21 protein-coding genes and 2 pseudogenes are annotated in these 25,183 nt (G+C 54.4%); 8 read left to right on the forward strand and 15 right to left on the reverse strand.

Translation table 11 applies throughout. The annotated features are described in order from the left end of the window. Positions 1–141: 141 nt before the first annotated feature. The 4 genes from phnO to yjcO all read left to right on the forward strand — a co-directional run bounded on the left by phnO (position 142) and on the right by yjcO (position 5,121). Positions 142–576 (forward strand): aminoalkylphosphonate N-acetyltransferase, encoded by a 435-nt coding sequence (gene phnO, locus NA624_RS19530; protein WP_001549776.1) that lies wholly within the window; start codon positions 142–144, stop codon positions 574–576. 257 nt (positions 577–833) lie between these two features. After that, on the forward strand, positions 834–1,742 hold the full coding sequence (lpxO, locus tag NA624_RS19535) for a lipid A hydroxylase LpxO (protein WP_000457029.1): 909 nt from the start codon (positions 834–836) through the stop codon (positions 1,740–1,742). Positions 1,743–2,107: 365 nt separating this feature from the next. Further along, positions 2,108–4,255, forward strand: coding sequence for a formate dehydrogenase H subunit alpha, selenocysteine-containing (locus NA624_RS19540; protein WP_011233236.1), 2,148 nt, complete (start codon positions 2,108–2,110; stop codon positions 4,253–4,255). A gap of 176 nt (positions 4,256–4,431) precedes the next feature. Next, a complete protein-coding gene (yjcO, locus tag NA624_RS19545; RefSeq protein ID WP_000803307.1) occupies positions 4,432–5,121 on the forward strand; it encodes a Sel1 family TPR-like repeat protein YjcO in 690 nt (229 codons plus the stop codon). A gap of 76 nt (positions 5,122–5,197) precedes the next feature. On the opposite strand, the pseudogene NA624_RS19550 reads toward yjcO, so the two are convergent. The 9 genes and pseudogenes from NA624_RS19550 to nrfA all read right to left on the reverse strand — a co-directional run. Beyond that, positions 5,198–5,274, reverse strand: a pseudogene (locus NA624_RS19550) (hypothetical protein); the annotation flags it as partial. 4 nt (positions 5,275–5,278) lie between these two features. Next, positions 5,279–6,589 (reverse strand): glutamate/aspartate:proton symporter GltP, encoded by a 1,311-nt coding sequence (gene gltP, locus NA624_RS19555; RefSeq protein WP_000793278.1) that lies wholly within the window; start codon positions 6,587–6,589, stop codon positions 5,279–5,281. Between the two features lie 344 nt (positions 6,590–6,933). Further along, positions 6,934–7,554 carry a heme lyase NrfEFG subunit NrfG gene (gene nrfG, locus NA624_RS19560; RefSeq protein WP_000083227.1) on the reverse strand — a complete coding sequence of 207 codons (621 nt, stop codon included), beginning with the start codon at positions 7,552–7,554 and terminating at the stop codon, positions 6,934–6,936. Continuing rightward, positions 7,551–7,970 (reverse strand): annotated as a pseudogene (nrfF, locus tag NA624_RS19565) (heme lyase NrfEFG subunit NrfF); the annotation flags it as partial. The gene nrfG and the pseudogene nrfF, both read right to left, overlap by 4 nt. A gap of 82 nt (positions 7,971–8,052) precedes the next feature. Next, on the reverse strand, positions 8,053–9,789 hold the full coding sequence (locus NA624_RS19570; RefSeq protein ID WP_000551706.1) for a heme lyase CcmF/NrfE family subunit: 1,737 nt from the start codon (positions 9,787–9,789) through the stop codon (positions 8,053–8,055). After that, on the reverse strand, positions 9,782–10,738 hold the full coding sequence (nrfD, locus tag NA624_RS19575; RefSeq protein ID WP_000186606.1) for a cytochrome c nitrite reductase subunit NrfD: 957 nt from the start codon (positions 10,736–10,738) through the stop codon (positions 9,782–9,784). Before nrfD ends, NA624_RS19570 begins: the two co-directional genes overlap by 8 nt. Continuing rightward, positions 10,735–11,406: a cytochrome c nitrite reductase Fe-S protein gene (gene nrfC / locus NA624_RS19580; protein WP_001278026.1), complete on the reverse strand. Its 672-nt coding sequence runs from the start codon at positions 11,404–11,406 to the stop codon at positions 10,735–10,737. Before nrfC ends, nrfD begins: the two co-directional genes overlap by 4 nt. Next, positions 11,403–11,969 carry a cytochrome c nitrite reductase pentaheme subunit gene (gene nrfB, locus NA624_RS19585; RefSeq protein WP_000115069.1) on the reverse strand — a complete coding sequence of 189 codons (567 nt, stop codon included), beginning with the start codon at positions 11,967–11,969 and terminating at the stop codon, positions 11,403–11,405. Before nrfB ends, nrfC begins: the two co-directional genes overlap by 4 nt. 44 nt (positions 11,970–12,013) lie before the next feature. After that, on the reverse strand, positions 12,014–13,450 hold the full coding sequence (gene nrfA / locus NA624_RS19590) for an ammonia-forming nitrite reductase cytochrome c552 subunit (protein ID WP_000101775.1): 1,437 nt from the start codon (positions 13,448–13,450) through the stop codon (positions 12,014–12,016). Between the two features lie 431 nt (positions 13,451–13,881). On the opposite strand from nrfA, the gene acs reads away from it, so the two are divergent. The 3 genes from acs to actP all read left to right on the forward strand — a co-directional run bounded on the left by acs (position 13,882) and on the right by actP (position 18,040). Beyond that, positions 13,882–15,840 carry an acetate--CoA ligase gene (gene acs / locus NA624_RS19595; protein ID WP_000083873.1) on the forward strand — a complete coding sequence of 653 codons (1,959 nt, stop codon included), beginning with the start codon at positions 13,882–13,884 and terminating at the stop codon, positions 15,838–15,840. 239 nt (positions 15,841–16,079) lie between these two features. Next, entirely contained in the window at positions 16,080–16,394 is a 315-nt protein-coding gene (locus NA624_RS19600) for a DUF485 domain-containing protein (protein ID WP_000999620.1), read from the forward strand. Next, the gene (gene actP / locus NA624_RS19605; RefSeq protein WP_000832536.1) at positions 16,391–18,040 is read left to right on the forward strand and encodes a cation/acetate symporter ActP; all 1,650 of its coding nucleotides are present in this window, start codon (positions 16,391–16,393) and stop codon (positions 18,038–18,040) included. Before NA624_RS19600 ends, actP begins: the two co-directional genes overlap by 4 nt. Before the next feature lie 38 nt (positions 18,041–18,078). On the opposite strand, the gene NA624_RS19610 is transcribed toward actP, so the two are convergent. Then, a complete protein-coding gene (locus NA624_RS19610; RefSeq protein ID WP_001067096.1) occupies positions 18,079–18,768 on the reverse strand; it encodes an LrgB family protein in 690 nt (229 codons plus the stop codon). Then, positions 18,761–19,171 carry a CidA/LrgA family protein gene (locus NA624_RS19615; protein ID WP_000257347.1) on the reverse strand — a complete coding sequence of 137 codons (411 nt, stop codon included), beginning with the start codon at positions 19,169–19,171 and terminating at the stop codon, positions 18,761–18,763. The genes NA624_RS19610 and NA624_RS19615 overlap by 8 nt, the downstream gene beginning before the upstream one ends. Before the next feature lie 103 nt (positions 19,172–19,274). Here NA624_RS19615 and NA624_RS19620 point away from each other — a divergent pair, with 103 nt between their 5' ends. Next, positions 19,275–20,162: a LysR family transcriptional regulator gene (locus tag NA624_RS19620; RefSeq protein WP_000354962.1), complete on the forward strand. Its 888-nt coding sequence runs from the start codon at positions 19,275–19,277 to the stop codon at positions 20,160–20,162. 94 nt (positions 20,163–20,256) lie between these two features. On the opposite strand, the gene NA624_RS19625 is transcribed toward NA624_RS19620, so the two are convergent. The 4 genes from NA624_RS19625 to soxR all read right to left on the reverse strand — a co-directional run bounded on the left by NA624_RS19625 (position 20,257) and on the right by soxR (position 25,169). Then, positions 20,257–21,903: a Na+/H+ antiporter gene (locus NA624_RS19625; RefSeq protein WP_001549778.1), complete on the reverse strand. Its 1,647-nt coding sequence runs from the start codon at positions 21,901–21,903 to the stop codon at positions 20,257–20,259. A gap of 149 nt (positions 21,904–22,052) precedes the next feature. Next, entirely contained in the window at positions 22,053–23,402 is a 1,350-nt protein-coding gene (ghxP, locus tag NA624_RS19630; RefSeq protein ID WP_000106907.1) for a guanine/hypoxanthine transporter GhxP, read from the reverse strand. A gap of 347 nt (positions 23,403–23,749) precedes the next feature. After that, positions 23,750–24,418 (reverse strand): glutathione S-transferase family protein, encoded by a 669-nt coding sequence (locus NA624_RS19635; RefSeq protein ID WP_000958575.1) that lies wholly within the window; start codon positions 24,416–24,418, stop codon positions 23,750–23,752. 292 nt (positions 24,419–24,710) lie between these two features. Next, complete coding sequence (gene soxR / locus NA624_RS19640) at positions 24,711–25,169, reverse strand: redox-sensitive transcriptional activator SoxR (protein WP_000412686.1); 459 nt, start codon at positions 25,167–25,169, stop codon at positions 24,711–24,713. Positions 25,170–25,183: the final 14 nt, after the last annotated feature.

Below are 25,183 nucleotides of genomic sequence, written 5' to 3' on the forward strand. Positions count from 1 at the left end.
GGCTCGCCCTCCCCCTTGCCATCAGAGTGATCTTTGGCTGTACGTTATCCGCCGTTTAACTGTCATAGAATAAATAATGACGGTAGTTTGCTACAGTCTGTCGAAAGATGGTTGATCCTGATGAAGCGTCGGGAGGACATTATGCCAGTCTGTGAATTACGCCACGCGACAACAGAGGATACCGATTCTGTTTACGCGCTTATCTGTGAGTTACTTAAAAATGAGCTTGATTATCAGGCTTTCAGGGATGGATTCGCCGCTAATTTACTGGACCCCAACGTTCATTATCGTTTAGCGCTGCGCAACGGAGAGGTAGTCGGCATGATCAGCCTGCATATGCAGTTTCATCTCCATCATGCCAACTGGATTGGCGAAATTCAGGAGCTGGTGGTATTACCGCAGATGCGGGGACAAAAAGTTGGCAGTCAGCTTCTGGCCTGGGCAGAAGAAGAAGCACGTCAGGCGGGCGCCGAGCTAACGGAGCTTTCCACAAATATTAAGCGCCGCGATGCACACCGTTTTTATCTTCGCGAAGGTTACAAGCAAAGTCATTTCCGGTTTACGAAAGCATTGTGATCTGGCAGCCGTCATCGGGAGATAAGACATAACGTAATCAACCGTCACCGGGTGAAGTAGCGGAGCCATCTTAATTCTACTGTCGGCAAGCCTGGATAAAGATTAAACGGGCTGACTCGCTTCTTTAACAAAAATGGCCCTTTTAAGTTGTAGAAATGTAAATTTATTGTCAACGAACTACACTTTTCTCTTTGGCATCACCGGGAGGGTTGCCTGAAAATCCCGGGATGAGGTTTTCTTAGAAGGACAGTGACGTTATGTTCGCAGCAATCATTATCGGTATTTTTATTATCAGCGTCATTTATGCGCATTCACGCGGGGTGGAAAAACAAAAACTTTCCCGTCAGCTCTTTGACCACTCGACGTTTATGGCGCCGATCAATATGTTCATGACTCGCTTCTCAACGTTACCGGCAAAGCAGCCGTACTTTGATACCACGGCATTTCCAGAGCTGCAGAAGCTGACGGAAAACTGGCAGGTGATTCGTGAAGAGGCGCTACGGCTTCAGCATCACATAAAAGCCGCGCAGGCCAATAACGACGCCGGATTCAATACCTTTTTCAAGCGCGGCTGGAAACGGTTTTACCTTAAATGGTATTCCGATGCCCACCCGTCGGCGGAAACGTTATGCCCGATAACGACAAAGCTGGTCAACAGCATCCCCTCTATCAAAGCGGCGATGTTCGCCGAGTTGCCTCCCGGAGCCTATCTGGGAAAACATCGCGACCCCTATGCCGGTTCAGTACGTTACCATCTTGGATTAAGCACACCGAATGACGACCGCTGTTTTATTGAAGTTGATCGACAGCGCCATAGCTGGCGCGACGGCGAAGCCGTCATCTTCGACGAAACCTACGTTCATTGGGCGGAAAATAAAACTGAGCAGACGCGTATTATCCTCTTTTGCGATATTGAGCGTCCAATGAAATGGCGCTGGGCGCAGAGCGTAAACCACTGGGTCGGCGCATCGTTGATGTCCGCCGCCAGTTCGCCAAACGACGAGAACGATCGTACCGGTGCGATTAATCGCATCTTTAAATACGTTCACGCAGCACGCGATGCCGGGCAACGGCTGAAAAAGAAAAACCGCACTCTCTATTACGCGCTGAAATATCTCGTTATTGCCGCTATTTTTGCCGCGATAATCCTTTTCAGCCTCCTCTGAAGCCGGGCCGCGGTATGGAACTGCCTGCCGCGGCCCGTTCTATCCTGGCGTTAGTCTCAACGCGTTCCCTGGCCTTGAGTCTATCCATCCGGATAATTTATTAAAAACCCCCACTTCAGGCAGAGCAGATTGCCGGATGGCGGCTCCGCCCTATCTGGCCTGCGCTCAGCGTTTCTCCCCATAATAAATGTCATGTGGCATTTTCTTTCGACACGTCAAAACTGACGATAGCCTGTTTTTCGTCAGGGTTTTGAGCAAAATTCGCCCGTAATATCAGGGAAAGCCCATACTAAAAAAGTGGCATAAAACATGCATACTGAGGGCGACAGCGCGTATGCGCGATTTGATTAACTGGAGCGAAACCGATGAAAAAAGTCGTCACGGTTTGCCCGTATTGCGCATCAGGTTGCAAAATCAATCTGGTGGTCGATAACGGCAAAATCGTCCGGGCTGAGGCGGCGCAGGGGAAAACCAACCAGGGTACCCTGTGTCTGAAGGGCTACTACGGCTGGGATTTTATTAATGATACCCAGATCCTGACCCCGCGCCTGAAAACCCCAATGATCCGTCGCCAGCGTGGCGGCAAACTGGAATCTGTTTCCTGGGATGAAGCGCTCAATTACGTCGCTGAACGTTTGAGCGCCATCAAAGCGAAGTACGGTCCGGATGCAATCCAGACAACCGGCTCCTCTCGCGGTACCGGAAATGAAACCAACTATGTAATGCAAAAATTCGCACGCGCCGTTATTGGTACCAATAACGTTGACTGCTGCGCTCGCGTCTGACACGGCCCATCGGTTGCAGGTCTGCACCAATCGGTCGGTAACGGCGCAATGAGTAATGCGATTAACGAAATTGATAACACTGATTTAGTGTTCGTCTTCGGGTATAACCCGGCGGATTCCCACCCTATCGTGGCGAATCATGTGATTAACGCTAAACGCAACGGGGCGAAAATTATCGTCTGCGATCCGCGCAAAATTGAAACCGCGCGCATTGCCGACATGCATATCGCGTTGAAAAACGGCTCGAATATCGCGCTGCTCAACGCCATGGGGCATGTCATTATTGAAGAAAACCTGTACGACAAAGCGTTTGTCGCCAGCCGTACTGAAGGTTTTGAAGAGTACAGCAAGATTGTCGAAGGCTATACGCCGGAGTCCGTCGAAGAGATCACTGGCGTGAGCGCACAGGAGATTCGTCAGGCGGCGCGGATGTATGCCAGCGCGAAAAGCGCAGCGATCTTGTGGGGGATGGGCGTCACCCAGTTCTATCAGGGTGTGGAAACCGTGCGTTCACTGACCAGCCTCGCGATGCTGACCGGCAACCTCGGCAAGCCAAGCGCGGGCGTTAACCCGGTTCGCGGCCAGAACAACGTTCAGGGTGCGTGCGATATGGGCGCGCTGCCGGATACTTATCCGGGCTACCAGTACGTTAAGTTCCCGGAAAATCGCGAGAAGTTCGCTAAAGCCTGGGGTGTAGAAAGTCTGCCTGCGCATACCGGCTATCGCATCAGCGAGCTGCCGCACCGTGCGGCGCATGGCGAAGTGCGCGCGGCGTACATTATGGGTGAAGATCCGCTGCAAACCGATGCGGAACTCTCTGCAGTACGTAAAGCGTTTGAGGATCTGGAACTGGTCATCGTGCAGGATATCTTCATGACCAAAACCGCGTCGGCGGCGGATGTGATTTTACCCTCCACCTCGTGGGGCGAGCATGAAGGCGTCTTCTCTGCGGCTGACCGTGGTTTCCAGCGTTTCTTTAAAGCCGTTGAGCCGAAGTGGGACCTGAAAACCGACTGGCAGATTATCAGTGAAATCGCCACCCGGATGGGCTATCCGATGCACTACAACAACACCCAGGAGATCTGGGATGAGTTGCGTCATCTGTGCCCGGATTTCTACGGCGCCACTTACGAGAAAATGGGCGAGCTGGGCTATATCCAGTGGCCGTGCCGCGACACGTCGGATGCCGATCAGGGAACCTCGTACCTCTTTAAAGAGAAGTTCGATACCCCCAACGGTCTGGCGCAGTTCTTCACCTGCGACTGGGTAGCGCCTATCGATAAACTCACCGAAGAGTACCCGATGGTACTGTCGACGGTGCGCGAAGTCGGCCACTACTCCTGCCGCTCAATGACCGGTAACTGTGCGGCGCTGGCCGCGCTGGCCGATGAACCGGGCTATGCGCAAATCAATACCGCCGACGCCGCGCGTCTGGGCATTGAAGATGAAGCGCTGGTGTGGGTTCATTCGCGCAAAGGCAAAATCATCACCCGCGCGCAGGTCAGCGATCGCCCGAACAAAGGGGCGATTTACATGACCTACCAGTGGTGGATTGGCGCCTGTAACGAGCTGGTGACTGAAAACCTCAGCCCGATTACCAAAACGCCGGAGTACAAATACTGCGCCGTACGCGTTGAGCCGATCGCCGATCAGCGAGCCGCCGAGCAGTATGTGATTGATGAGTACAACAAACTGAAAACCCGCCTGCGCGAAAGCGCAATGGGTTGATCTGCCGGATGGCGGCATCAGAATGCTTTATTCGGCCTGCGTCTACTGTAGGCCTGATTAGATGCATTAGCATCGCCATCAGGCATTTTCCCTATAACAGCCTCCGCCCGGAGGCTGTTTTTTTATCCATACGATCTCTTTATACTGTCTTTTCCGTACCCTAAATAAAATTCAAAATGAAACCACTTCTTGCATTGATGTTGTTTATGACATTCTTTGCCCATGCCGCAGATCCTGAGCCGGGTAGCCAGTATTTGCAGGCAGCAGAGGCAGGTGACAGACGCGCGCAATATTTTCTGGCCGACAGTTGGTTGAGCTATGGCGATTTGAACAAAGCTGAATACTGGGCGCAAAAAGCCGCCGACAATGGCGACGCCGACGCCTGCGCGCTACTGGCGCAAATCAAAATCACTAATCCGGTAAGCCTGGATTATCCCGACGCGAAAAAGCTGGCTGAAAAGGCGGCTAACGCGGGCAGTAAAGCGGGCGAAATTACGCTGGCGCGGATCCTGGTCAACACCCAGGCCGGGCGTCCGGACTACCCAAAAGCCATCTCGCTGCTGCAAAAGGCCTCTGAAGATCTGGATAACGACTCCGCGGTGGATGCGCAAATGTTGCTTGGCCTGATTTACGCCAACGGCGTGGGCATTGCCGCCGATGATGAAAAAGCCGCCTGGTATTTCAAACGCAGTTCCGCCATTTCCCGTACCGGCTATTCAGAATACTGGGCGGGAATGATGTTTTTAAACGGTGAACCGGGCTTTATTGAAAAGAACAAGCAGAAGGCGTTGCACTGGTTGAATCTAAGCTGTCTGGAAGGGTTTGATACCGGTTGCGAAGAGTTCGAAACGCTAACAAATGGCTGATGTTTATTGCCTGATGAACGTAGTCGTTGTAGGCCTGATAAGCGTAGCGCCATCAGGCAACCCGGAGCAGGTTGTCGGATGGCGGCGTGAACGCCTTATCCGGCCTACATTTTCTTTCTCTGTAGGCCGGATAAGCAAAGCGCCATCCGGCAATCCGTTATTGGGCGGTCTTATCAAATTTCCCCAGTACGTCGCGCTCATAGGCCAGCGCTTTTTTACGGTCAAACTTGTGTTCCCACTTGGCAATCACCAGCACCGCCAGCGCATTCCCCACCACATTTAGCGCAGTACGCGCCATGTCGAGGATACGGTCGACACCGGCGATAAACGCCAGCCCTTCCAGCGGAATGCCCACGCTGCCCAGCGTCGCCAGTAACACCACGAAGGAAACGCCTGGCACGCCGGCAATCCCTTTCGACGTCACCATCAGCGTCAGCACCAGTACAATTTCCTGCCACAGCGACAGGTCGATACCGTATAGCTGCGCGATAAAAATGGCGGCGATGCTCTGGTATAACGTGGAGCCGTCGAGGTTAAATGAGTAACCGGTCGGTACCACGAAACTGGTGATAGAGGCTGGCGCGCCGTAAGCTTCCATCTTCTCGATAATGCGCGGCAGCACGCTCTCGGAGCTGGCGGTCGAGTACGCCAGAATCAATTCATCTTTCAGAATGCGAATCAGAATCCAGATACTTAACCCGCACAGGCGCGCCACGATGCCCAGCACCACCAGCGCAAAGAAGATAATGGCAAAGTGTACCAGCAGCACCAGTTTCGCCAGCGGCCACAGCGACGCGAAACCAAAATTCGCCACCGTGACGGCGATCAGCGCAAAAACGCCCACTGGCGCATAGCGCATCACCATATGGGTGACTTTAAACATGGTCTCAGATATGGAACGAAATACCGTCACCAGCGGTTCGCGGTGCGTTGCCGGCAGGGACGACAACCCCAGCCCAAACAGGACCGAGAAAAAGATAATTGGCAGCATATCCCCTTTGGCCATCGATGCGATGATATTGGTCGGCACCAGCGACAGTATCGTCCCCATCAGCCCATGCGCATGACTTTGTACTTCCGCCGTGGTGTTCTGGTATTTCGAAATATCGACGGTCGCCAGTTGCGACATATCAATGCCTGAGCCTGGCTGAAAGACATTCGCCAGCGTAATGCCGAGGATAATCGCCACCGTGGTGATCAGTTCAAAATAGAGAATGGTTTTGGCGCCGATACGGCCTAGCTGTTTCGCATCGCCAACGCCGGCGATGCCGACAATCAGAGTCGAGATCACGATCGGCACTACGATCATTTTAATCAGGTGGATAAAGATATCGCCAGCAGGCGACAGCAGGTTGGCAATCAGCCATTCACGACTGTCACTGTGATAATGCAGATAGCTGCCCAACAGAATGCCCAGCACCATAGCCAGCAAAATTTGCCAGGCCAGGCTGACTTTCAAATTTTTCATAACAACAGACTTCCTCGATGAAGCGTTGCTCTCCGCCGAAAGCATGAGAGCAATACATACTGAAAGGGTATGATTTGTGTTGCGTTGGTTTGTAGAGTTTTTTAACGCGCATAATCAGTATCATTTGCATAGCGTCTTGCGCAACCCTTTCATAACAGGGCTTTTGGCTGTTTTTATGCATAATAACGCGAGTTTATGGCGTTAATGATGAATAACTATTTGTTATGGAAAGTTTTTTACTTCGTCAAAAACGAATAATACACTGAGGTAATTAATTTTTACTTGTGTCTCATTCGCCGTTTTTTTAAACAGCACACATGACAAAAGTCACAAAAAAGAAAAAATTATTTCTGCCGATTTTGTAACAATTTAGCCAAATTAATGGCCTCTACCAGCTGCGCGCGGTTCACTCGCGGCGAGTTAGCGTCCAGTAAGGTTTGCCACAGCGACACGGCTTGCGCATAATCCGCCTGCATAAACGCATCCGCCGCCAGCAGCATCTGCGCGGTCACTTCTGTCGCATCCAGCGCTAACGCTTTATTAATCATTTCACGCGTCGCAGGCGTCATATGTTGCCCGGCCTGGTAATACAACACCGTTGCCAGCGCGGCGAAAAGCTGCGCGTTATCGCCTCGCAGACGCAACGCCTGACGATATGCCAGCAGCGCATTGTCATATGCATTGCGATAGAGATAATACTCGCCCAGCCGCGCCCATTGCTCGCTATCCTGCGAATTGGCGCGTATTTTTTCTTGCAGCCTGGAAAGCTGCGCCTCTGGCGTTTGCGGGTTCGTAAAGTCACGTAGCGGATCGGCCAGACGCTGTTGCTCGCTACGCACAGCCTGCCATTTCGGCGTCAACATATAGCCGCCGATACAGGCAGCCACCATCAACACCGCCGCAGCCGCCAGACGCTTTACGGGCATGGGACGTAACGGCGCAGTGGAGTGTTCAGACTGGCTCATTGTTCCCCCTCTTCTGCGTGCTGACGCTTTCTCGCCCGCCAGACCACCACGCCCACCAGCAATAACAGCAGGCACGGCAGCGCCCACAACAGCAGCGTTTGCTCATTCAACGGCGGGTTGTAGCGTACGAAATCACCATAACGGTCGGTCATCCAGGCGGTGATTTCCGCTTCGCTTTTACCTTCGGCCACCATACTGTAAACCTGATGGCGCATACTGACCGCCACGGGCGCATTGGATTCCAGCAAATTCTGGTTCTGACACTGCGGACAACGCAGTTGACTGGCAATAGACAGCGCTTTTTCCTGCTGTTGCGGATTGTCAAAGCGCCAGGTATCCACCACCTGGGCGTGGGTGGCGAAGGTGATTAAAAACAGGACGATCGTTAAGAGTAAAAACTTTCTGCCGGATGGCGCTACGCTTATCCGACCTACGGTTTGCGCATCCTGTAGGCCGGATAAGGCGTTTACGCCGCCATCCGGCAACGCTGTGAGTAATTTACGCATCACGCTTCCTCCCCCGCCATCCGCTCAGCAGCGCGCCACACACCATCAACAATCCCCCACCCCAGATCCAGCGCACGCCGGTCTGCACGTATAAGCGCATGGCGTAACGATCCGGTCCGGTTTTTTCGCCCATCACCGCGTACCAGTCATGTAGCAGGTTCCAGTGAATCCCCGGCTCCATCATCTGTTGACGACGCGCGGCATAGAAGCGCCTTTCAGGCTGCAGGCTGCCAATGCGTTTTTCATTCCGCCACAACGTGATCCGCGCTTTTTCACTGGTGTAGTTGCCTTTGGCCTCCAGATCCAGGCGCTCAAAGCGGAAAATGTAGCCCGCCAGTACCACCTGCTGCCCGGGGCTGAGGTTAAGGCTGATTTCATGCCGACTGCCGCTGGAAACCATGATCCCGGCGGCGAAGATAAATACGCCCGTATGCGCCAGCAATGCCGGAAGCTGACGATGCACAGAGACTTTGCGGCTTCTGATTGTCGCCAGTACGATAACCACCAGCATCAGCAGGCCAAACGGCAGCGTGACGCGATTAAAATAGGGCGCGCCCACCGAAAGCCTTCCCCAGCCCATCAAACCATAAATCATGGGGTAGAGCGTCCCGACCAGCACGATCAACAAGACGGCGCTAAAGAGCAGCAGCGTCGCCAGAATGAGCGTTTCGCACTTTCCGCCGCCCAAACGCGTCGCCGGATACAGCTCCCGCGCCCGCCAGCCGTACAGAACAAGCGATGCCAGACTTAACGCGGCAAAAAGGGTAAACAGCGGCACCGCGCGCACGTTATCCAGCGCAAAGGCATGTACCGAAACAAGAATGCCGGAACGCACAATCAGCGTTCCCAGCAACGAGAGGATCAGCGTCAGTATCGCCAGCAGCAACGACCAGTGACGGAAGCTCCCGCGCTGGCGGCTGACATACAGACTGTGCAGCAAGGCGCTGGCGGCAAGCCACGGCAACAACGAGGCATTTTCCACCGGGTCCCAGAACCACCAGCCGCCCCAGCCCAGTTCGCAATACGCCCACCACGATCCGAGAATGATCCCCAGCGTCAGAGCGCACCAGCCGGGTAACGCCCAGCGCCAGCACACCCAGGCGGTTGCCGCGTTAAAGCCGCCGCACAGTAGCGAAGCCAGCGCTACGCTCGCCGCGATCATCAGGCCACCATAACCCAGATAGAGCAAAGGCGGATGTAAGATCAGCCCCAGATGTTGCAGCATGGGATTAAGGTCGCGCCCTTCCATGGCGGGAGGGAAAATACGCAGGAACGGATCGGACCACAGCACAATAAATAGCAGCAGCGAGGCCATAATGAGGGACAAGATGCTCAGGGTCAGCGGAAAAAGCGCGTCAGATTCATGCCGGGAGCGCCAGGCGAATAGCGCCGTCCACCCCGAAAGAAGCAGCGCCCACAGCAGGAGCGAGCCTTCATGACCGCCCCATACCGCCGCCAGTTTCAGTCCCCATGACAATTGACTATGGCTATGCTGCGCAACATAAACGACCGAAAAATCGCTGGTCAGAAAACAGCTAACCAGAATCGCAAACGCCAGTAGCAGCAGCGTGAACGCCATCCACGCGCCGCAGGTCGTCAGGCGCATGACGCCACGCCAATGCTGACCCATCCCGCACCACGTCGCCAGCGGGGTCAACACGTTGACCCCGAGACTCAACAACAGCGCCAGAAATCCGGCTTCAGGAAGGAAGATGTCCAGATTATGCAACCGTTAGCTGTCCCGCATAAAGAATGAAAAAGCGCAGCAGCAGCACGCCGGTCAAACTGGCGCCGCAAACGGCCAGCACGCCGTGAAACGTGACGCTACGGTTAGCCCAGGGTTTCAGCAGCAGCGGGATAATCAATCCCAGCCCTACGACGCCAAGCCAGAACCACCAGCTCCAGAATCCGCCGCCCAGCGCCGCCGCCAGCGCGCGCATTTTGCCATCATCGCCCAGCGCCAGCCCGATAAAAAAGGCCGCCAGCAGGAAGATCTCCAGCCATACCACTGGGGTTTCCATGCGATGTACAAAACGCGCCTCGGTGCTGTGCGGGTTGCTACGATGGCGTAACGCCATAACGATCAGCGCCACCGCCGCGCCGGAGGAGATGCCGGAGAACAGAAACAGCGCCGGCAGGATCGGGTTATTCAGGAACGGATAGGATTTCAGCGCCGACAGCAGAAACCCGGTGTACGCCCCGAGCAGAACCGCCAGTACCAGCATTAACGTCTCCAGCACGCGATGAAACGGCGTTATTAGCGCCAACACTTTCTGCACGATCCCTAAACGCGGCAGCCAACGCTGTTGCAGGGCAATCACCTCTTTTCCAAAGATTTTTGCCAGCCACAGTACTAACACCACCATGTACAACTGGAACAGCATCACCCCCATCGACATCACCGAGGTAAAGCTGTAGTGGAACATCAGTTTCCAGAAGGTCCACGGGCGCGTCAGGTGGAAGACCAGAATCAGCAGACCAAGAATAATCGCCCCCGGCCCTAACACCAGCGTAGTGCGCAGCAGCGTGCTGTCCGAACCGCCCGCCTCCGGATGGAAGCGACGCAGCAGAATCGCCAACGTAACCAGTCCGGCGGAGATGCCAATCAGGAACAGATAGATGGCGATGGGCCAGTCCCACACCAGTGATGCAAAATGAAATGCAGAAGCGGGTGTCATTGGCTCACCTCCCCATAGTTAAAGGGAACGCGGTAGACCTTCGGTTTTGTGCCCAGCGCCAGCTTGTAACGATAGGTAGTTTTTTGCCGCAACAAACGGGAGATATCGCTGTTGGGATCGTCCAGATTACCAAACGTCAGCGCCTTCGTCGGACATGACTCAACGCAGGCGGGCTGTTTGCCCGCTTTCAGGTTGGTTTTCCGGCAGAAATCGCATTTATCCGCCGTCTTACTGACCGGATGGATAAAGCGCACGCGGTAGGGACACGCGGCAATGCAGTACTGGCAGCCGACGCAAAGGTCCGGATTCACATCGACAATACCGCTGGCGGCATCGCGGAATGATGCCCCCGTCGGGCAGACGTCAACGCAGGGGGCATGGTCGCAGTGCTGGCACGAGTGGCGGAAAAAGCGATATTTCACCTCCGGAAACGTCCCCTGCGGCTCGCTGCGAATAATCGTCAGGCGCGATACGCCTTCCGGCACGTTGTTGACTTCCCGACAGGCATCCATGCAGGCCGTGCAGCCGATGCATAATGACTCATCGTGTACCATGCCATAACGCACGCCATTAATATTCAACGTGTTCGCTACAACGCGTCCTGCCATCCCACTGACCGCCGCCAGCGCACCGACGCGGGTAATAAATTGACGTCGGGTGCAACTCATGGCTGCTCCTTAAGCAACGGAACGGACGCCGGGTTAAAGTACGGGTTAGTACGCTGATCGCTGTGGCAATCCACGCATATTTTGATCCGCCCTTTCTCGTTTAGCGTCTGCATCGTGTCTTGCTGCGGATGCAGGGAATGGCAACTGGCGCAGGTCACTTTAGTAACATGAACATCGTGCGGCCAGAACGCTTTTTGCAGTTGTTCAGGCAAGTGGCAGGACATACAGACGCTGTTCTGCTGCTCTACCGTATACATCGGGTCGTTAAAACGCATCACATCTTTCACCCCTTCACGGTGGTGAAGCGACGGTTGACCGTGGCAGTTGGTACAGGTTATCGGCAATTTATTGTTCGGGTTGATAGCGCCCGTATGTTTACCGTGCATACCTTCGGTGTCCGGCTTGTGACAGTCCAGACAGGCAGCATCCGGATTACGCTGCTGGGTGACCGTCCAGCGTTGATCCGACTCCTGCGACGTTGGCGTGGCAGTGATTCCACTCAGGCTCCAGAACAGGCCTGACGCCAGCACCCCAGCAGTTAATAACGAACGTAATACGCTCATATTCACTCCGTTGAGTTATCCGCCCCTTATGGGGCGGAATGGGGTTATTGGCTTAACAGACCGTTTTTACGCGCCTGATCTTCCCACTGCGGTACGACCGTTTTCAGGAAGTCCTGCTTCTCCGCGTTGATTTGTTGCATATTCAAACCAATCGCTTTCTGCGCCTTCTCTTTCGTCGAAATATCCGGCAGCGGAATTTCATGGGTAATGCCTTTGGTCGCCAGCAGTCGCGCCAGTTTAGTACGGGCATCCGCGGCTTTATCCATCGCACTGCCTAACATCCGTAGACCTTCTTCCGGGGCATGCATATGAATACCGTGTGACGCAATCGCCAGATCCCAACGCCACTGCGCGTGGCGAATATCGTTCAGAATCGGTTTCATTTCCGCGTCTGTCGCCCCCGCATCCCATGCGGCTTTCGCTTCGAAGTGCGCATGTACCAGCTGATCTTCAACCTTGATTTTCAGGTCATGAATCGCCTGTTTACGCTCGGCGACCACTTTTTGCAGGGACGCTTTGTCCTGGGTGTGGCAGTTGGCGCAGGTTTGCGCGAAATTGTCGAACGGGTTGCCGATTTTATGGTCGGTGTAGAGCTTGCCTTCGGCGTTCTGTACTTTCGGCATGTGGCAGTCGATACAGGTCACGTTGTTCTTACCGTGAATGCCCGCGCTCCAGGTTTCATATTCCGGGTGCTGCGCTTTGAGCATCGGGGTTTTCGACAGAGAGTTAGTCCAGTCAGAGAAGGCGATGGCGTCGTAGTATTGCTCCATATTTTCGACCTTCATGCCCTCATCCCACGGGAACTTAACGGCTTTGTTTTTACCGTCAAAGTAGTACTCCACGTGGCACTGGCCGCAGACCATCGATTGCTGATCAAATCGTCCCGCTTTATCAAACGGTTTGCCGATAGCCTCCATCGCCCGTTCAGCATAGGGGCGCGACAACGTTAACGCGGGCTTCCCTTGGGCGAAATCGTCCGACGCGGTGTTATGACAGTCGGCACAGCCCAAATCGTTGACAATTTCCGGGCCGCCGCGCGCCCATTTGCCATGGAAGTAGCCGTCTTCGCCTTCTTGTTGGATAAGGCGCGCGACATCGGGGCTTTTACAACTCCAGCAGGCCATCGGCAGCGGGCCGTCTTCCGCCGTTTTTGGCGCGCCGGTACGCAGTGTTTCGCGCACGTCAGTTACCGCATACGCGTGGCCGCGTGGTTTGTTGTAGTCACGGGAGAAGGGATAGCCCGCCCACAGGATCACCAGACGAGGGTCTTCCGCCAGCGCATCTTCACGGGCAGACTGTTCTGACGTCGCTTTCCATGACTGATATTGGTCGGGGTGTTGAGGCGCGAACGTTTCATTTTTCGCTTCAACAGTAACGGTTTTTGCGGATTCAGGCGTTTGCTCAGCGTAAACAGAGGTAATGAAGAAAAAAGGAAATATAAGGCTGAAGAAACGGCGTGCGCGTAGTGTTTTCCTTGCCATAGAGGTCTCATCCAGATTGCGCCATTATCTTTAATGGCGATTTTTTATCGTTTTCCATAACAGCAACCGCACAAATACTGTTATTACATTGATCTCCTCTATGTGTAACAAATAACCACACTTAAAATGTTGTCTTTAATCAATTGTAAGTGTATGTAAAATACCACTTTAGAGTTAGTAACCTGGACAAAACTCCCTCTCTTTTCTGATTTCCGGACACGGATCACTTTTTTAAAAAATTTCATATAACGTCATGTTATCCCGAAAATTTATCTAATTTTGCGGGACACAATCAAAAAATAGATTGCTGCTTATTTGCACAGTTCCCTTTTTGCGTGATCTGTCGCCCAAATACTAAACAAAACTTATTAAGACCCTACATTTAACGTTTATGCGACATATTATTAACATCCTACAAGGAGAACAACAGCATGAGCCAAACACATAAACACGCCATTCCCGCCAACATTGCGGATCGTTGCCTGATAAATCCAGAGCAGTATGAGACTAAATATAAACAGTCTATTAACGACCCCGATACGTTTTGGGGCGAACAGGGAAAAATTCTCGATTGGATCACGCCGTACCAAAAAGTGAAAAACACCTCCTTTGCGCCAGGCAATGTGTCGATTAAATGGTACGAGGACGGCACGCTGAATCTGGCGGCGAACTGTCTTGACCGCCATTTGCAGGAAAATGGCGATCGCACCGCCATTATCTGGGAAGGCGATGACGCGTCGCAGAGTAAACATATCTCTTATCGCGAACTGCATCGCGATGTCTGCCGTTTCGCGAATACACTGCTGGATCTGGGCATTAAAAAAGGCGATGTGGTAGCGATTTATATGCCGATGGTGCCGGAAGCGGCGGTGGCAATGTTGGCCTGCGCCCGCATCGGTGCGGTGCATTCGGTGATCTTCGGGGGGTTCTCGCCGGAAGCCGTCGCCGGACGCATTATCGACTCCAGCTCGCGGCTGGTGATCACCGCTGACGAAGGTGTACGTGCCGGACGCAGTATCCCGCTGAAAAAGAATGTCGATGACGCGCTGAAAAACCCGAATGTCACTAGCGTTGAGCATGTGATCGTCCTGAAGCGCACCGGCAACGACATTGACTGGCAAGAAGACCGCGACCTGTGGTGGCGCGATTTGATTGAAAAAGCCAGCCCTGAGCACCAGCCTGAAGCGATGAATGCCGAAGATCCGCTGTTTATCCTTTATACCTCCGGCTCCACCGGCAAGCCGAAAGGCGTGCTGCACACCACCGGCGGCTATCTGGTCTACGCCGCGACCACCTTTAAGTATGTCTTTGATTATCACCCTGGCGATATTTACTGGTGTACCGCCGATGTGGGTTGGGTGACGGGGCACAGCTATCTGTTGTATGGCCCGCTGGCCTGCGGCGCGACCACCTTAATGTTTGAAGGCGTGCCGAATTGGCCAACGCCCGCTCGCATGTGCCAAGTGGTCGACAAACACCAGGTCAACATTCTCTATACCGCCCCAACGGCCATCCGCGCGCTGATGGCGGAAGGCGATAAAGCCATTGAAGGCACCGACCGTTCTTCACTGCGCATTCTGGGTTCCGTCGGCGAGCCGATCAATCCCGAAGCGTGGGAATGGTACTGGAAGAAGATCGGCAAGGAAAAATGTCCGGTCGTCGACACCTGGTGGCAGACTGAAACAGGCGGTTTTATGATCACGCCGCTACCAGGCGCTATCGAACTGAAAGCCGGTTCCGCCACCCGTCCTTTCTTTGGCGTACAGCCTGCGCTGGTGGATAACGAAGGCCATCCGCAAGAAGGCGCGACGGAAGGCAATCTGGTCATCACCGATTCCTGGCCGGGCCAGGCGCGCACTCTGTTCGGCGATCATGAACGTTTTGAGCAGACCTATTTCTCTACCTTTAAGAATATGTATTTCAGCGGCGACGGCGCGCGTCGCGATGAAGACGGCTATTACTGGATCACCGGTCGCGTGGATGACGTGTTAAACGTCTCCGGCCACCGTCTGGGTACGGCGGAAATCGAGTCAGCGCTGGTGGCGCATCCGAAGATCGCCGAAGCGGCGGTGGTGGGTATTCCACACGCTATCAAAGGCCAGGCGATTTACGCTTATGTGACGCTCAACCACGGCGAGGAGCCGTCGCCAGAACTGTACGCGGAGGTGCGCAACTGGGTACGTAAAGAGATTGGCCCGCTGGCGACGCCGGACGTGCTGCACTGGACCGACTCACTGCCAAAAACCCGTTCCGGCAAAATTATGCGCCGCATTTTGCGCAAAATCGCGGCGGGCGATACCAGCAATCTGGGCGATACCTCGACTCTCGCCGATCCTGGCGTGGTGGAGAAACTGCTCGAAGAGAAGCAGGCCATCGCGATGCCGTCATAACCATAAATGCCGGATGGCAACGCGAATGCGTTTTATCCGGCCTACGACCCTACCCCTGCCCTCTCTCAAACCGGGAGAGGGAAATATAAAAAAACCTCCCCCAAAGGATTTCGTGTTACAGGAAGGCGGCAAGCGAGCACATCCTCAGCAGCATAGTTCACTATGTGGCTGGGGCGCGCGAGTGCGGCCAACGCGCCTGTAGCGCGAAAGACGCAGGGGGACCTCTGGAGAGCTCTGTGATGAATGACCAAATTTATCAGCGGATAGAAGACAGTGCGCGTTTCAGGGAATTAGTCGAAAAACGGCAACGGTTTGCCACGATTCTGTCGGTTATCATGCTGGCGGTTTATATCAGCTTTATTTTACTGATCGCCTTCGCGCCTGGCTGGCTGGGCACGCCTCTACATGCGGGAACCAGCGTCACCCGAGGAATTCCCATTGGCGTCGGGGTGATTGTGATTTCTTTTGTGTTGACCGGAATTTATATCTGGCGGGCGAACGGCGAATTCGATCGTCTTAATAACGCCGTACTGCATGAGGTGAAAGCATTATGAAGAGAGTTCTGACGGCGCTTGCCGCCGCACTCCCCTTCGCCGCTCATGCGGCGGATGCCATTAGCGGCGCGGTTGAACGCCAGCCCACCAACTGGCAGGCGATTATCATGTTTTTGATTTTCGTCGTGTTTACGCTCGGTATTACCTACTGGGCCTCTAAACGCGTACGTTCCCGTAGCGACTACTACACCGCAGGCGGCAATATCACCGGGTTCCAGAACGGGCTGGCGATTGCCGGCGACTATATGTCCGCCGCGTCATTTCTCGGCATTTCCGCGCTGGTGTTTACCTCCGGTTATGACGGGCTGATCTATTCGCTGGGCTTCCTTGTCGGCTGGCCAATCATCCTGTTTTTGATTGCCGAGCGCCTGCGTAATCTGGGACGTTATACTTTTGCTGACGTTGCCTCTTATCGCCTGAAACAGGGGCCAATCCGTATTCTTTCGGCCTGTGGCTCCCTGGTAGTGGTAGCGCTTTATCTCATCGCCCAAATGGTCGGCGCCGGTAAACTGATTGAACTGCTGTTCGGCCTCAACTATCACATCGCCGTGGTGCTGGTCGGCGTGCTGATGATGATGTACGTGCTGTTCGGCGGGATGCTGGCGACAACGTGGGTGCAAATTATCAAAGCCGTCCTGTTGCTGTTTGGTGCCAGTTTTATGGCCTTTATGGTGATGAAACACGTCGGCTTTAGCTTCAATAATCTGTTTACCGAAGCCATGGCGGTACACCCGAAAGGCACGGCGATTATGAGCCCAGGAGGGTTGGTGCAAGATCCGATTTCGGCGTTGTCGTTGGGTCTGGGACTGATGTTCGGCACCGCCGGATTGCCGCATATTCTGATGCGTTTCTTTACGGTCAGCGATGCCCGCGAAGCGCGCAAGAGCGTGTTCTACGCCACCGGTTTTATGGGCTATTTCTACATTCTGACCTTTATTATCGGCTTCGGCGCTATCATGCTGGTGGGGGCGAATCCCGCCTATAAAGATGCGGCGGGCGCGCTGATTGGCGGCAATAACATGGCGGCGGTGCATCTGGCCAACGCGGTAGGCGGCAACCTGTTCCTCGGCTTTATTTCGGCAGTGGCGTTTGCCACCATTCTGGCGGTGGTTGCCGGTCTGACGCTGGCGGGCGCATCGGCGGTGTCGCATGATTTGTACGCTAACGTGTTCCGCAAAGGCGCAACCGAACGTGAAGAACTGAAGGTGTCGAAAATCACCGTCCTGGTGCTGGGCGTGATCGCCATTATCCTCGGCGTCCTGTTTGAAAATCAGAACATCGCCTTTATGGTGGGCCTGGCGTTTGCTATCGCCGCGAGCTGCAACTTCCCTATCATTCTGCTTTCCATGTACTGGTCAAAACTGACCACGCGCGGCGCTATGCTGGGCGGCTGGTTAGGTTTACTGACAGCGGTGGTGCTGATGATTCTTGGCCCTACCATTTGGGTGCAGATCCTCGGCCACGAAAAAGCGATCTTCCCGTATGAGTATCCGGCGCTGTTCTCTATCAGCGTGGCGTTCCTGGGGATCTGGTTTTTCTCGGCCACCGATAACTCGGCAGAAGGCAACCGTGAACGTGAGCAGTTCCGCGCTCAGTTTATCCGCTCCCAAACGGGATTCGGCGTACAACAAGGGCGTGCGCATTAATCTTACCGTTTCCTCCGGCCCTGTGGGTCGGAGGAAAATCAGAACATTACCCTCGCCACCAGCGGGGCTGCCAGCACCATCACCACGCCGGACAGCATCATTACCAGACTGGCGACGACACCCTCCTGCTGACCAAGTTCATAGGAACGCGCCGTGCCCGCCCCATGTGACGCCGCGCCAAATCCTGCCCCTTTTGCCATGCCTTCCCGGATAGAGAGACGCAAAAATAGCGCGTCGCCGACCGCCATGCCAAACACGCCAGTGACGACCACGAACAGCGCCACCAGATCCGGCTGCCCGCCCAGGGGTTCTGCCGCCGCCAGCGCAAACGGCGTAGTAACGGAACGTACCGCCAGACTACGCTGAATCTCATCCGATAACGTGAACAGACGCGCCAGCCAAACGGAACTGGTGACCGCCACCACCGTCGCCGTCACTACGCCCGCGGTGAGCGACATCCAGTGACGTTTGATAATCGCGAGGTTATCGTACACCGGCACCGCAAAGGCAATGGTCGCCGGGCCGAGCAGCCACAATAGCCAGTGCGATTCACCAATATAGTTTTGCCAGGAGATATGACCGAACACCAGCATTAACACCAGCAGTGCTGGCGTCAACACTAATGGCATCAACGGCAGTTTGCGAAAACGGCGATACAGACGCTTATTGGCGAAGTAAATCCCCAGCGTAATCACCAGGCACAGTACGCTTAACTGAACGTTATTCACGGTTTAGCCTGCTCATCTCATAGCGATACACTTTATCCACCACCCACGCCGTCGCACCGAGTACCATTAAGGTACTGATCGCTATCACCGAGAAGATGCGCCAGCCGTCCACCAGTAACAGATGGGCATAGTTCACTACCGCCACGACGGCGGGAACAAAGAATAACAGCATCTCCGCCAGCAGCCAGCGTGCGCCTGCGCGTACCCAGCTAAGCGGAATAATCCGGCAAACGATCAGCGCCAACATAAGTACCATGCCGACCAGATTCGCGGGCAACGGCAGGTGCAGCCAGGAGACAAGATATTGGGAAAAAATGAATAAACCTGCATAGAGCAGTACCTGAACCGGTACCTGGAGTCGTTGCACAACGGCAGGCGTAACGCGGCTTATCGCCACAGCCATGAGGGAATGTCCTGAAAAATAATACGGAGCGCCAGTATAGAGAACCTCCGTCACGGGCAGAAATGAATTAAAATCATTGCAGGCATAGTCGGAAGGAATAATCATGGATATCAGAACGCTGCGTTATTTTGTCGAGGTGGTGCGCCAGCAAAGTTTCACCCGCGCAGCGGAGAAGTTATTTGTCACCCAGCCCACCATTAGCAAGATGCTGAAAAATCTTGAAGATGAGCTTAACTGTACGCTACTGATCCGCGACGGACGTAAGTTATTGCTGACCGATACCGGACGCGTGGTGTTTGAACGCGGTCTGGCGATCCTCGCTGAGTTTCGCCAGTTAGAGGCCGAGTTGAGCGATATTAACCATCTCAATAAGGGCGTGCTGCGGCTGGGTATTCCCCCGATGGTCGGCATGTTGATGGCCGGGCCAATCAGTTTGTTTCGACAACGCTACCCTGGCGTTGAACTCAAAATTTCGGAGTTTGGCGGCCTGACGGTACAGCAGGCGGTAATGAATGGCGAGCTGGATGTTGCGATGACCGCGCTCCCGGTGGAAGAAGCGAGCGGGCTGACGACATTATCGCTGTTCAGTCATCCGCTGTGCGTGCTGGTTCCCCGTTCAGGTCAGTGGACAACCTGCGACTCCATCGCGCCTGAAGCACTGGCGGAGCATCCTCTTCTTATCTATAACGAAGACTTTGCCCTGAGCCGCCAGTTGATGACCTTATTTAGCCAGCATGACGTAAAACCACGGATTGCCGTGCGCAGCGGGCAATGGGATTTTCTCGCCGCCATGGTGCAAGCGGGCGTCGGCATCGCCATTTTGCCGGAGCCGATTTGTCAGCGTCTGGATAAGGCCACGCTGCGCTGGCTACCGCTGGAAAGCGATCTCCGCTGGCAGTTAGGCATGATTTGGCGAGAGGGCGTGTATCTGTCGCACAGCGCCCGGGCATGGTTAACCTGTTGCGAAGGGTTTTGGCTGAAACAACCGTAAGCCATAGGTTAAAACCCTTGCCGGATGGCGGCGCAAGCACCTTATCCGGCCTACTTGTAGACCCGGTAAGCATGGCGCCACCGGGCCACAAGGACTACTGATTTTCTATCAGTAGCGCTTCCATCAAATCCAGGTCGTGCAGCAGCTTTTGCAATGTTTCATTGCTGATTTCTCGTGTGGCGCGCAGATGATACAACTCGGCGCGTTCAGAACGCAGCGCGGCAAGACGGAAACGTCGCTCCAGATTTTCTTCCTGTATGGAGCTTTCGACATCGTTTCGCCCATCGGCACGGCGACGCAAGTTACCAATGACACGCGAGCTTACTTCAGTAAGCAACTGATTATCGATGTTTTCTTCGGTATCCGCCGCCAAACGCTCTTCCATTTTCTGAATGGCGACAATTGCCACCTCCGCCGTCGCCGCACGGGCGATACGCTCCTCTTTCAACTGTTGCGCATGATCGGCGACTTCCAGATGTTGCAACAGCAGCGGCAGCATGATCACGCCGACAAATAACGAGAACAGAATGACGCCAGCCGCCAGGAATACCAGTTCATAACGCGCCGGAAATCCGCTGCCATCCGGCAAAAGTAACGGTATAGAGAGCACACCAGCCAGGGTGATCGCCCCACGAACGCCAGCGAAGGAAGCAATCAGAATTTCACGCGACGTCCAGCTGGCGAACTCCATCGGTTTCTTCTTCAAAAAACGCAGGCTGAACTTTTTCATGGCCCACAGCCAGCCGAAGCGAACCAGCATCAATGCCGCATAAATCAGCACGATATCGGTAAAGAGCATCCAGGTTTCGACATTCGGGTCAGCTTCCGCCGCCGCCAGCGAAGATTCCAGAATACCCGGCAATTGCAGTCCCAACAGCAGAAAGACCATACCGTTAAAGACAAATTCCAGCATCGCCCAGGTACTGTTCGCGCGCAAACGCATTGCCAGCGGCGCGCGGCGCATTACGCCAGAACGGGTGATGGTCATCCCGGCGGCAACCGCGGCCAGGATGCCTGAGACGCCAATATGCTCGGCAATCAGGTAAGACGCGAAGGGCAGCAGAAACAGCAGGACAATTTGCGTCGCGGGTTCATCGCCGCCCCAGCGGCTCAAAAAACGCAGCGAGCGGCCATACAGCCAACTGACCACAAAACCCGCCAGAATACCGCCGATAGCGACCTTAAAAAATTCCAGCGTCGCGCCGCCGACGGTAAAGACCATCGTCCCCATCGCCACCGCGACGGCGAATTTCAGCGATACCAGACCGGAGGCGTCGTTCATTAACGCCTCTCCCTGCAGAATGCCCATGATTTTTTTCGGGATACGCCCCTCGCCCACAATTCCGGAGAGCGCTACCGCATCGGTCGGCGACAGCACGGCGGCCAGCGCAAAGGCGGGGATCAGCGGAATGCCGGGCACCAGCCAATAAATCAGGAAGCCGATTCCCACGACCGTTACCAGGACCAGCGCCAGCGCCAGCCCGAAAATCTCTCGTCCATGCTCAAGAAATTCACGGGTCGGCGTCTTCCAGCCATCCGCAAACAGCAGCGGCGGAATAAACAGCACCAGGAAGAGTTCCGGGTCGAATTCCACATGCAAACCAAACGTCGGCCACGCCAACAGCGCGCCAACGGCGATCTGCATAAGGGGTAAAGGAAGCTGGAAGGGTAATACACGCGTAAATACCCCCGACAGCGAGACCACAAGGGTCATGATGAGTATTGTGAAGAAAATTTCCATGCGTTCCCTGTTTGCGATGTTTTTTATGATGGAGAAAGGCATCATGCCTCGGTTTCACCTTCTTCAGATTAACGCAAAAGGTAACGTGATGTGTCCTGAAAATGAAAACGGGCGACCAACGCCGCCCGTTTTTCAGAATGAAGGCAGAACTAGATAGCCCAGCCGCCAGCATAAAAAGCGACCAGCGCGACCGCAATGACGACAGTTCCGATATTCAGCTTACGCCATTCGCCGGAAACCAGACGCCCGACGACCAGCGTGGCAAAGCCGATCATAATCCCGGTGACAATGTTACAGGTCAGTACAATAAATACAGCCGTTACCAGCCCCGCCATCGCATCGACGAAATCAGCAAAATCGATTTTCGCCACGTTACTCAGCATCAGCAGACCGACATACATGAGCGCCGGGGCGGTTGCGTAGACGGGAACGAGATAAGAGAGCGGCGAAAGAAACAGGATCAGCAAAAACAGCACGCCCACGGTAATCGCCGTCAGGCCCGTTTTACCGCCCGCCGCCGTACCAGCCGCAGACTCGATATACACCGCCGCAGGCGCCGCCCCGACCAGGCCGGAGAAAACGCTACTCAGGGAGTCGGTGGTTAGCGCTTTACCGCCATCGATAATTTGTCCATCTTTGTCCAGCAGATTAGCCTGCCCTGCGACCGCACGGATCGTTCCGGTCGCATCAAACACCGCCGTCATCACCAGCGCCAGTACGCTTGGCAGAACGACAGGGTTTAACGCGCCCATAATATCCAGGCTGCCGATCAGTGAGTTGCCGTTTTCATCGCTCAACGAAGGCATGGCGAAAATGCCGGAAAAATGGACGTTAGGATCGAAGAGCAAACCCACAATAGAAATGCCAATAATGGTCAACAGAATGCCGCCGGGGACTTTCAGCTTTTCCAGACCGAGAATAACAGCCAGCCCCACGAGCGACATAATCACCGGGAAGGTGTCGAAATCGCCCAGCGCGACCGGCAGGCCATCCAGCGGGTTTTTAATGACCAGGCCGACGCCGTTGGCGGCAATCAGCAACAAAAACAGGCCAATACCGATACCGGTTCCGTGGGCCACGCCCTGCGGCAAGTTACGCAAAATCCAGCTACGAATGCCGGTGGCGGAGATAACGGTAAACAGTACGCCCATCAGGAATACGGCGCCAAGCGCGACCGGTACGCTAATATGCTGCCCCAGGACCAGGCTAAACGCGGTAAACGCCGTCAACGAGATAGCGCAACCGATAGCCAGCGGCAGATTCGCCCAAAGCCCCATAACGATAGAGCCGACGCCTGCGACCAGGCAGGTCGCTACAAAGACGGCGGCAGGCGGGAACCCGGCTTTACCCAGCATCCCTGGCACCACGATGACGGAGTAAACCATCGCGAGAAACGTGGTTAAGCCAGCAACGACTTCCTGGCGAACGGTGCTCCCGCGTTGTGAAATTTTAAACCAGGCGTCGAGTGAACCGCCGGTACGCGCTGAAGGCGTAGACATAGAAAACATCCCCTGAGAATTTATTATTCGTCGGTATACGCGGGAGGTAATCCACTAACAGCGCAACGTTATCTCCTTGTGCTACATTTACGACAACCGGGGCGCCGCAAAAAAGCAAACGTTTAGCTCCACGTATACAAAACGGGTGGCAAAAAAAAAGCAAACGATTATCCAGCGATCATCAACGCTTTTTCAACTGAACTTTGCCGCTTTTTATGCTTTTCTGCTTAGTATGCTCAATAAATCGCCAGACGATGCGCAAACGTTATCGTCCCTGCGCAATCCAGCAACAATTTTTCGCATCGCTGTTAGCAAATACGTTGCGCAATCTGCTCACAAAAACGCCATTATCCGCCGGGAATGGTAAACGGACCGCCCTGCTGAATCGCTCGCTGCCAGGCTGGACGCATTTCTACCCGCGCTTTCCATGCGTTGATATGGTCGAGATGAGCGATCCCGCCTCGGGCAAGCAGCGCAAATAGCGGGAAGCTCATCTGAATATCCGCCATACTTAACTGCTCTCCGGCAAACCAGGGGTGATTTGCCAGATGCCCGTCAATAAAGCGCGCATGGGTTTCCAGTTGCGGATTGAGGTACGCTTTTTGCGCGCCCTTACCGATAACGCCGCCCAACGTTCGCAGGCCCAATGGTACCGGCGGTTTACCCAGAGAGGTAAAGAGCAGTCTCATCAATAGCAAGGGCATGAGCGAACCTTCAGCGTAATGTAGCCAGAATCGATAGTGTTGTTTCCCCTGCGCATCCGCAGGTTTAAAGCGTCCGATACTGTCGTAAGTGTCCTGCAAATATTCCAGGATGGCGCCCGATTCCGCAATAACCATACCGTGATCTTCGATAACCGGAGACTTGCCCAGCGGATGCACTTTTTTCAATGCCGGCGGCGCCAGCATGGTCTTTTCACGCTGGTAACGCACAATCTGGTAAGGCAACGCCAGCTCTTCCAGCGCCCAGAGGATGCGCTGCGAACGAGACTGATTTAAATGGTGCACCGTCAGCATGGCTGTCTCCTGTAAGGTATGCCAACTAACTATAGAAAATTATGGCAGTTGCCGTAAAAATTTCGGCTAAAAAATCAGCATTTCGCTGGCGAACAGGGCGTCGTCGCTTACACTTACAGTATCAACACAAACCGGAACCTCCACCACGTGCTCGATATGAGGGGTGTTGACGTCGGGGGAAACCCTCCTGTAATCAGCGGGATAGAGCGAAAGACAAAGACCGGAAACAAACTAAAGCGCCCTTAGCGGCGCTTTAGTTTTAGGTGAACTCAGCCCGATGGCCGAGTGCATGTTAATCATCTTCAAGCAGCCGGGCACCCGTCCCGTGTTCGCCAAGCCTGTCGCCTGGATTTCGCAGCGGACAGTCGCTACGCGATAAACAGCCGCAGCCGATACAACCGTCCAGCTCATCGCGCAACGCCACCAGCGTATGAATACGTCGGTCTAACTCTTCGCGCCACTGCGAGGAGAGCTGCTTCCACTCTTTCGCGCTTAACGTATGTCCTTCCGGCAAGATACCAAACGCGTCGCCGATAGTTGCCAGCGGGATGCCGATACGCTGGGCGATCTTGATAATCGCGACATAACGCAACACGTCACGCTTGTATCGCCGTTGGTTACCGCTATTACGGATACTGGTAATTAGCCCTTTGCTTTCATAGAAGTGCAGGGCGGACACAGCAACACCGCTACGTTTCGCAACTTCCCCCGGCGTCAGTAAGGCTTTTAAACGGGGAGATTTTTTTTCCATAAATCGCTTTACCT

The organism is Salmonella sp. NW38, assembly GCF_051807745.1.
In the GTDB taxonomy this organism is placed as follows: domain Bacteria; phylum Pseudomonadota; class Gammaproteobacteria; order Enterobacterales; family Enterobacteriaceae; genus Salmonella; species Salmonella enterica.

Bases quoted from the DNA above. Each gene is read 5' to 3' on its own strand.
- actP (WP_000832536.1), top strand. From the start codon at position 16,391: ATGAAGAGAGTTCTGACGGCGCTTGCCGCCGCACTCCCCTTCGCCGCT.
- gltP (WP_000793278.1), bottom strand. From the start codon at position 6,589: ATGAAAAATTTGAAAGTCAGCCTGGCCTGGCAAATTTTGCTGGCTATG.
- nrfG (WP_000083227.1), bottom strand. From the start codon at position 7,554: ATGAGCCAGTCTGAACACTCCACTGCGCCGTTACGTCCCATGCCCGTA.
- nrfC (WP_001278026.1), bottom strand. From the start codon at position 11,406: ATGAGTTGCACCCGACGTCAATTTATTACCCGCGTCGGTGCGCTGGCG.
- lpxO (WP_000457029.1), top strand. From the start codon at position 834: ATGTTCGCAGCAATCATTATCGGTATTTTTATTATCAGCGTCATTTAT.
- NA624_RS19615 (WP_000257347.1), bottom strand. From the start codon at position 19,171: ATGGCTGTGGCGATAAGCCGCGTTACGCCTGCCGTTGTGCAACGACTC.
- NA624_RS19600 (WP_000999620.1), top strand. From the start codon at position 16,080: ATGAATGACCAAATTTATCAGCGGATAGAAGACAGTGCGCGTTTCAGG.
- phnO (WP_001549776.1), top strand. From the start codon at position 142: ATGCCAGTCTGTGAATTACGCCACGCGACAACAGAGGATACCGATTCT.
- soxR (WP_000412686.1), bottom strand. From the start codon at position 25,169: ATGGAAAAAAAATCTCCCCGTTTAAAAGCCTTACTGACGCCGGGGGAA.
- NA624_RS19635 (WP_000958575.1), bottom strand. From the start codon at position 24,418: ATGCTGACGGTGCACCATTTAAATCAGTCTCGTTCGCAGCGCATCCTC.
- yjcO (WP_000803307.1), top strand. From the start codon at position 4,432: ATGAAACCACTTCTTGCATTGATGTTGTTTATGACATTCTTTGCCCAT.
- NA624_RS19625 (WP_001549778.1), bottom strand. From the start codon at position 21,903: ATGGAAATTTTCTTCACAATACTCATCATGACCCTTGTGGTCTCGCTG.
- nrfA (WP_000101775.1), bottom strand. From the start codon at position 13,450: ATGGCAAGGAAAACACTACGCGCACGCCGTTTCTTCAGCCTTATATTT.
- acs (WP_000083873.1), top strand. From the start codon at position 13,882: ATGAGCCAAACACATAAACACGCCATTCCCGCCAACATTGCGGATCGT.
- ghxP (WP_000106907.1), bottom strand. From the start codon at position 23,402: ATGTCTACGCCTTCAGCGCGTACCGGCGGTTCACTCGACGCCTGGTTT.
- NA624_RS19620 (WP_000354962.1), top strand. From the start codon at position 19,275: ATGGATATCAGAACGCTGCGTTATTTTGTCGAGGTGGTGCGCCAGCAA.
- nrfD (WP_000186606.1), bottom strand. From the start codon at position 10,738: ATGACACCCGCTTCTGCATTTCATTTTGCATCACTGGTGTGGGACTGG.
- nrfB (WP_000115069.1), bottom strand. From the start codon at position 11,969: ATGAGCGTATTACGTTCGTTATTAACTGCTGGGGTGCTGGCGTCAGGC.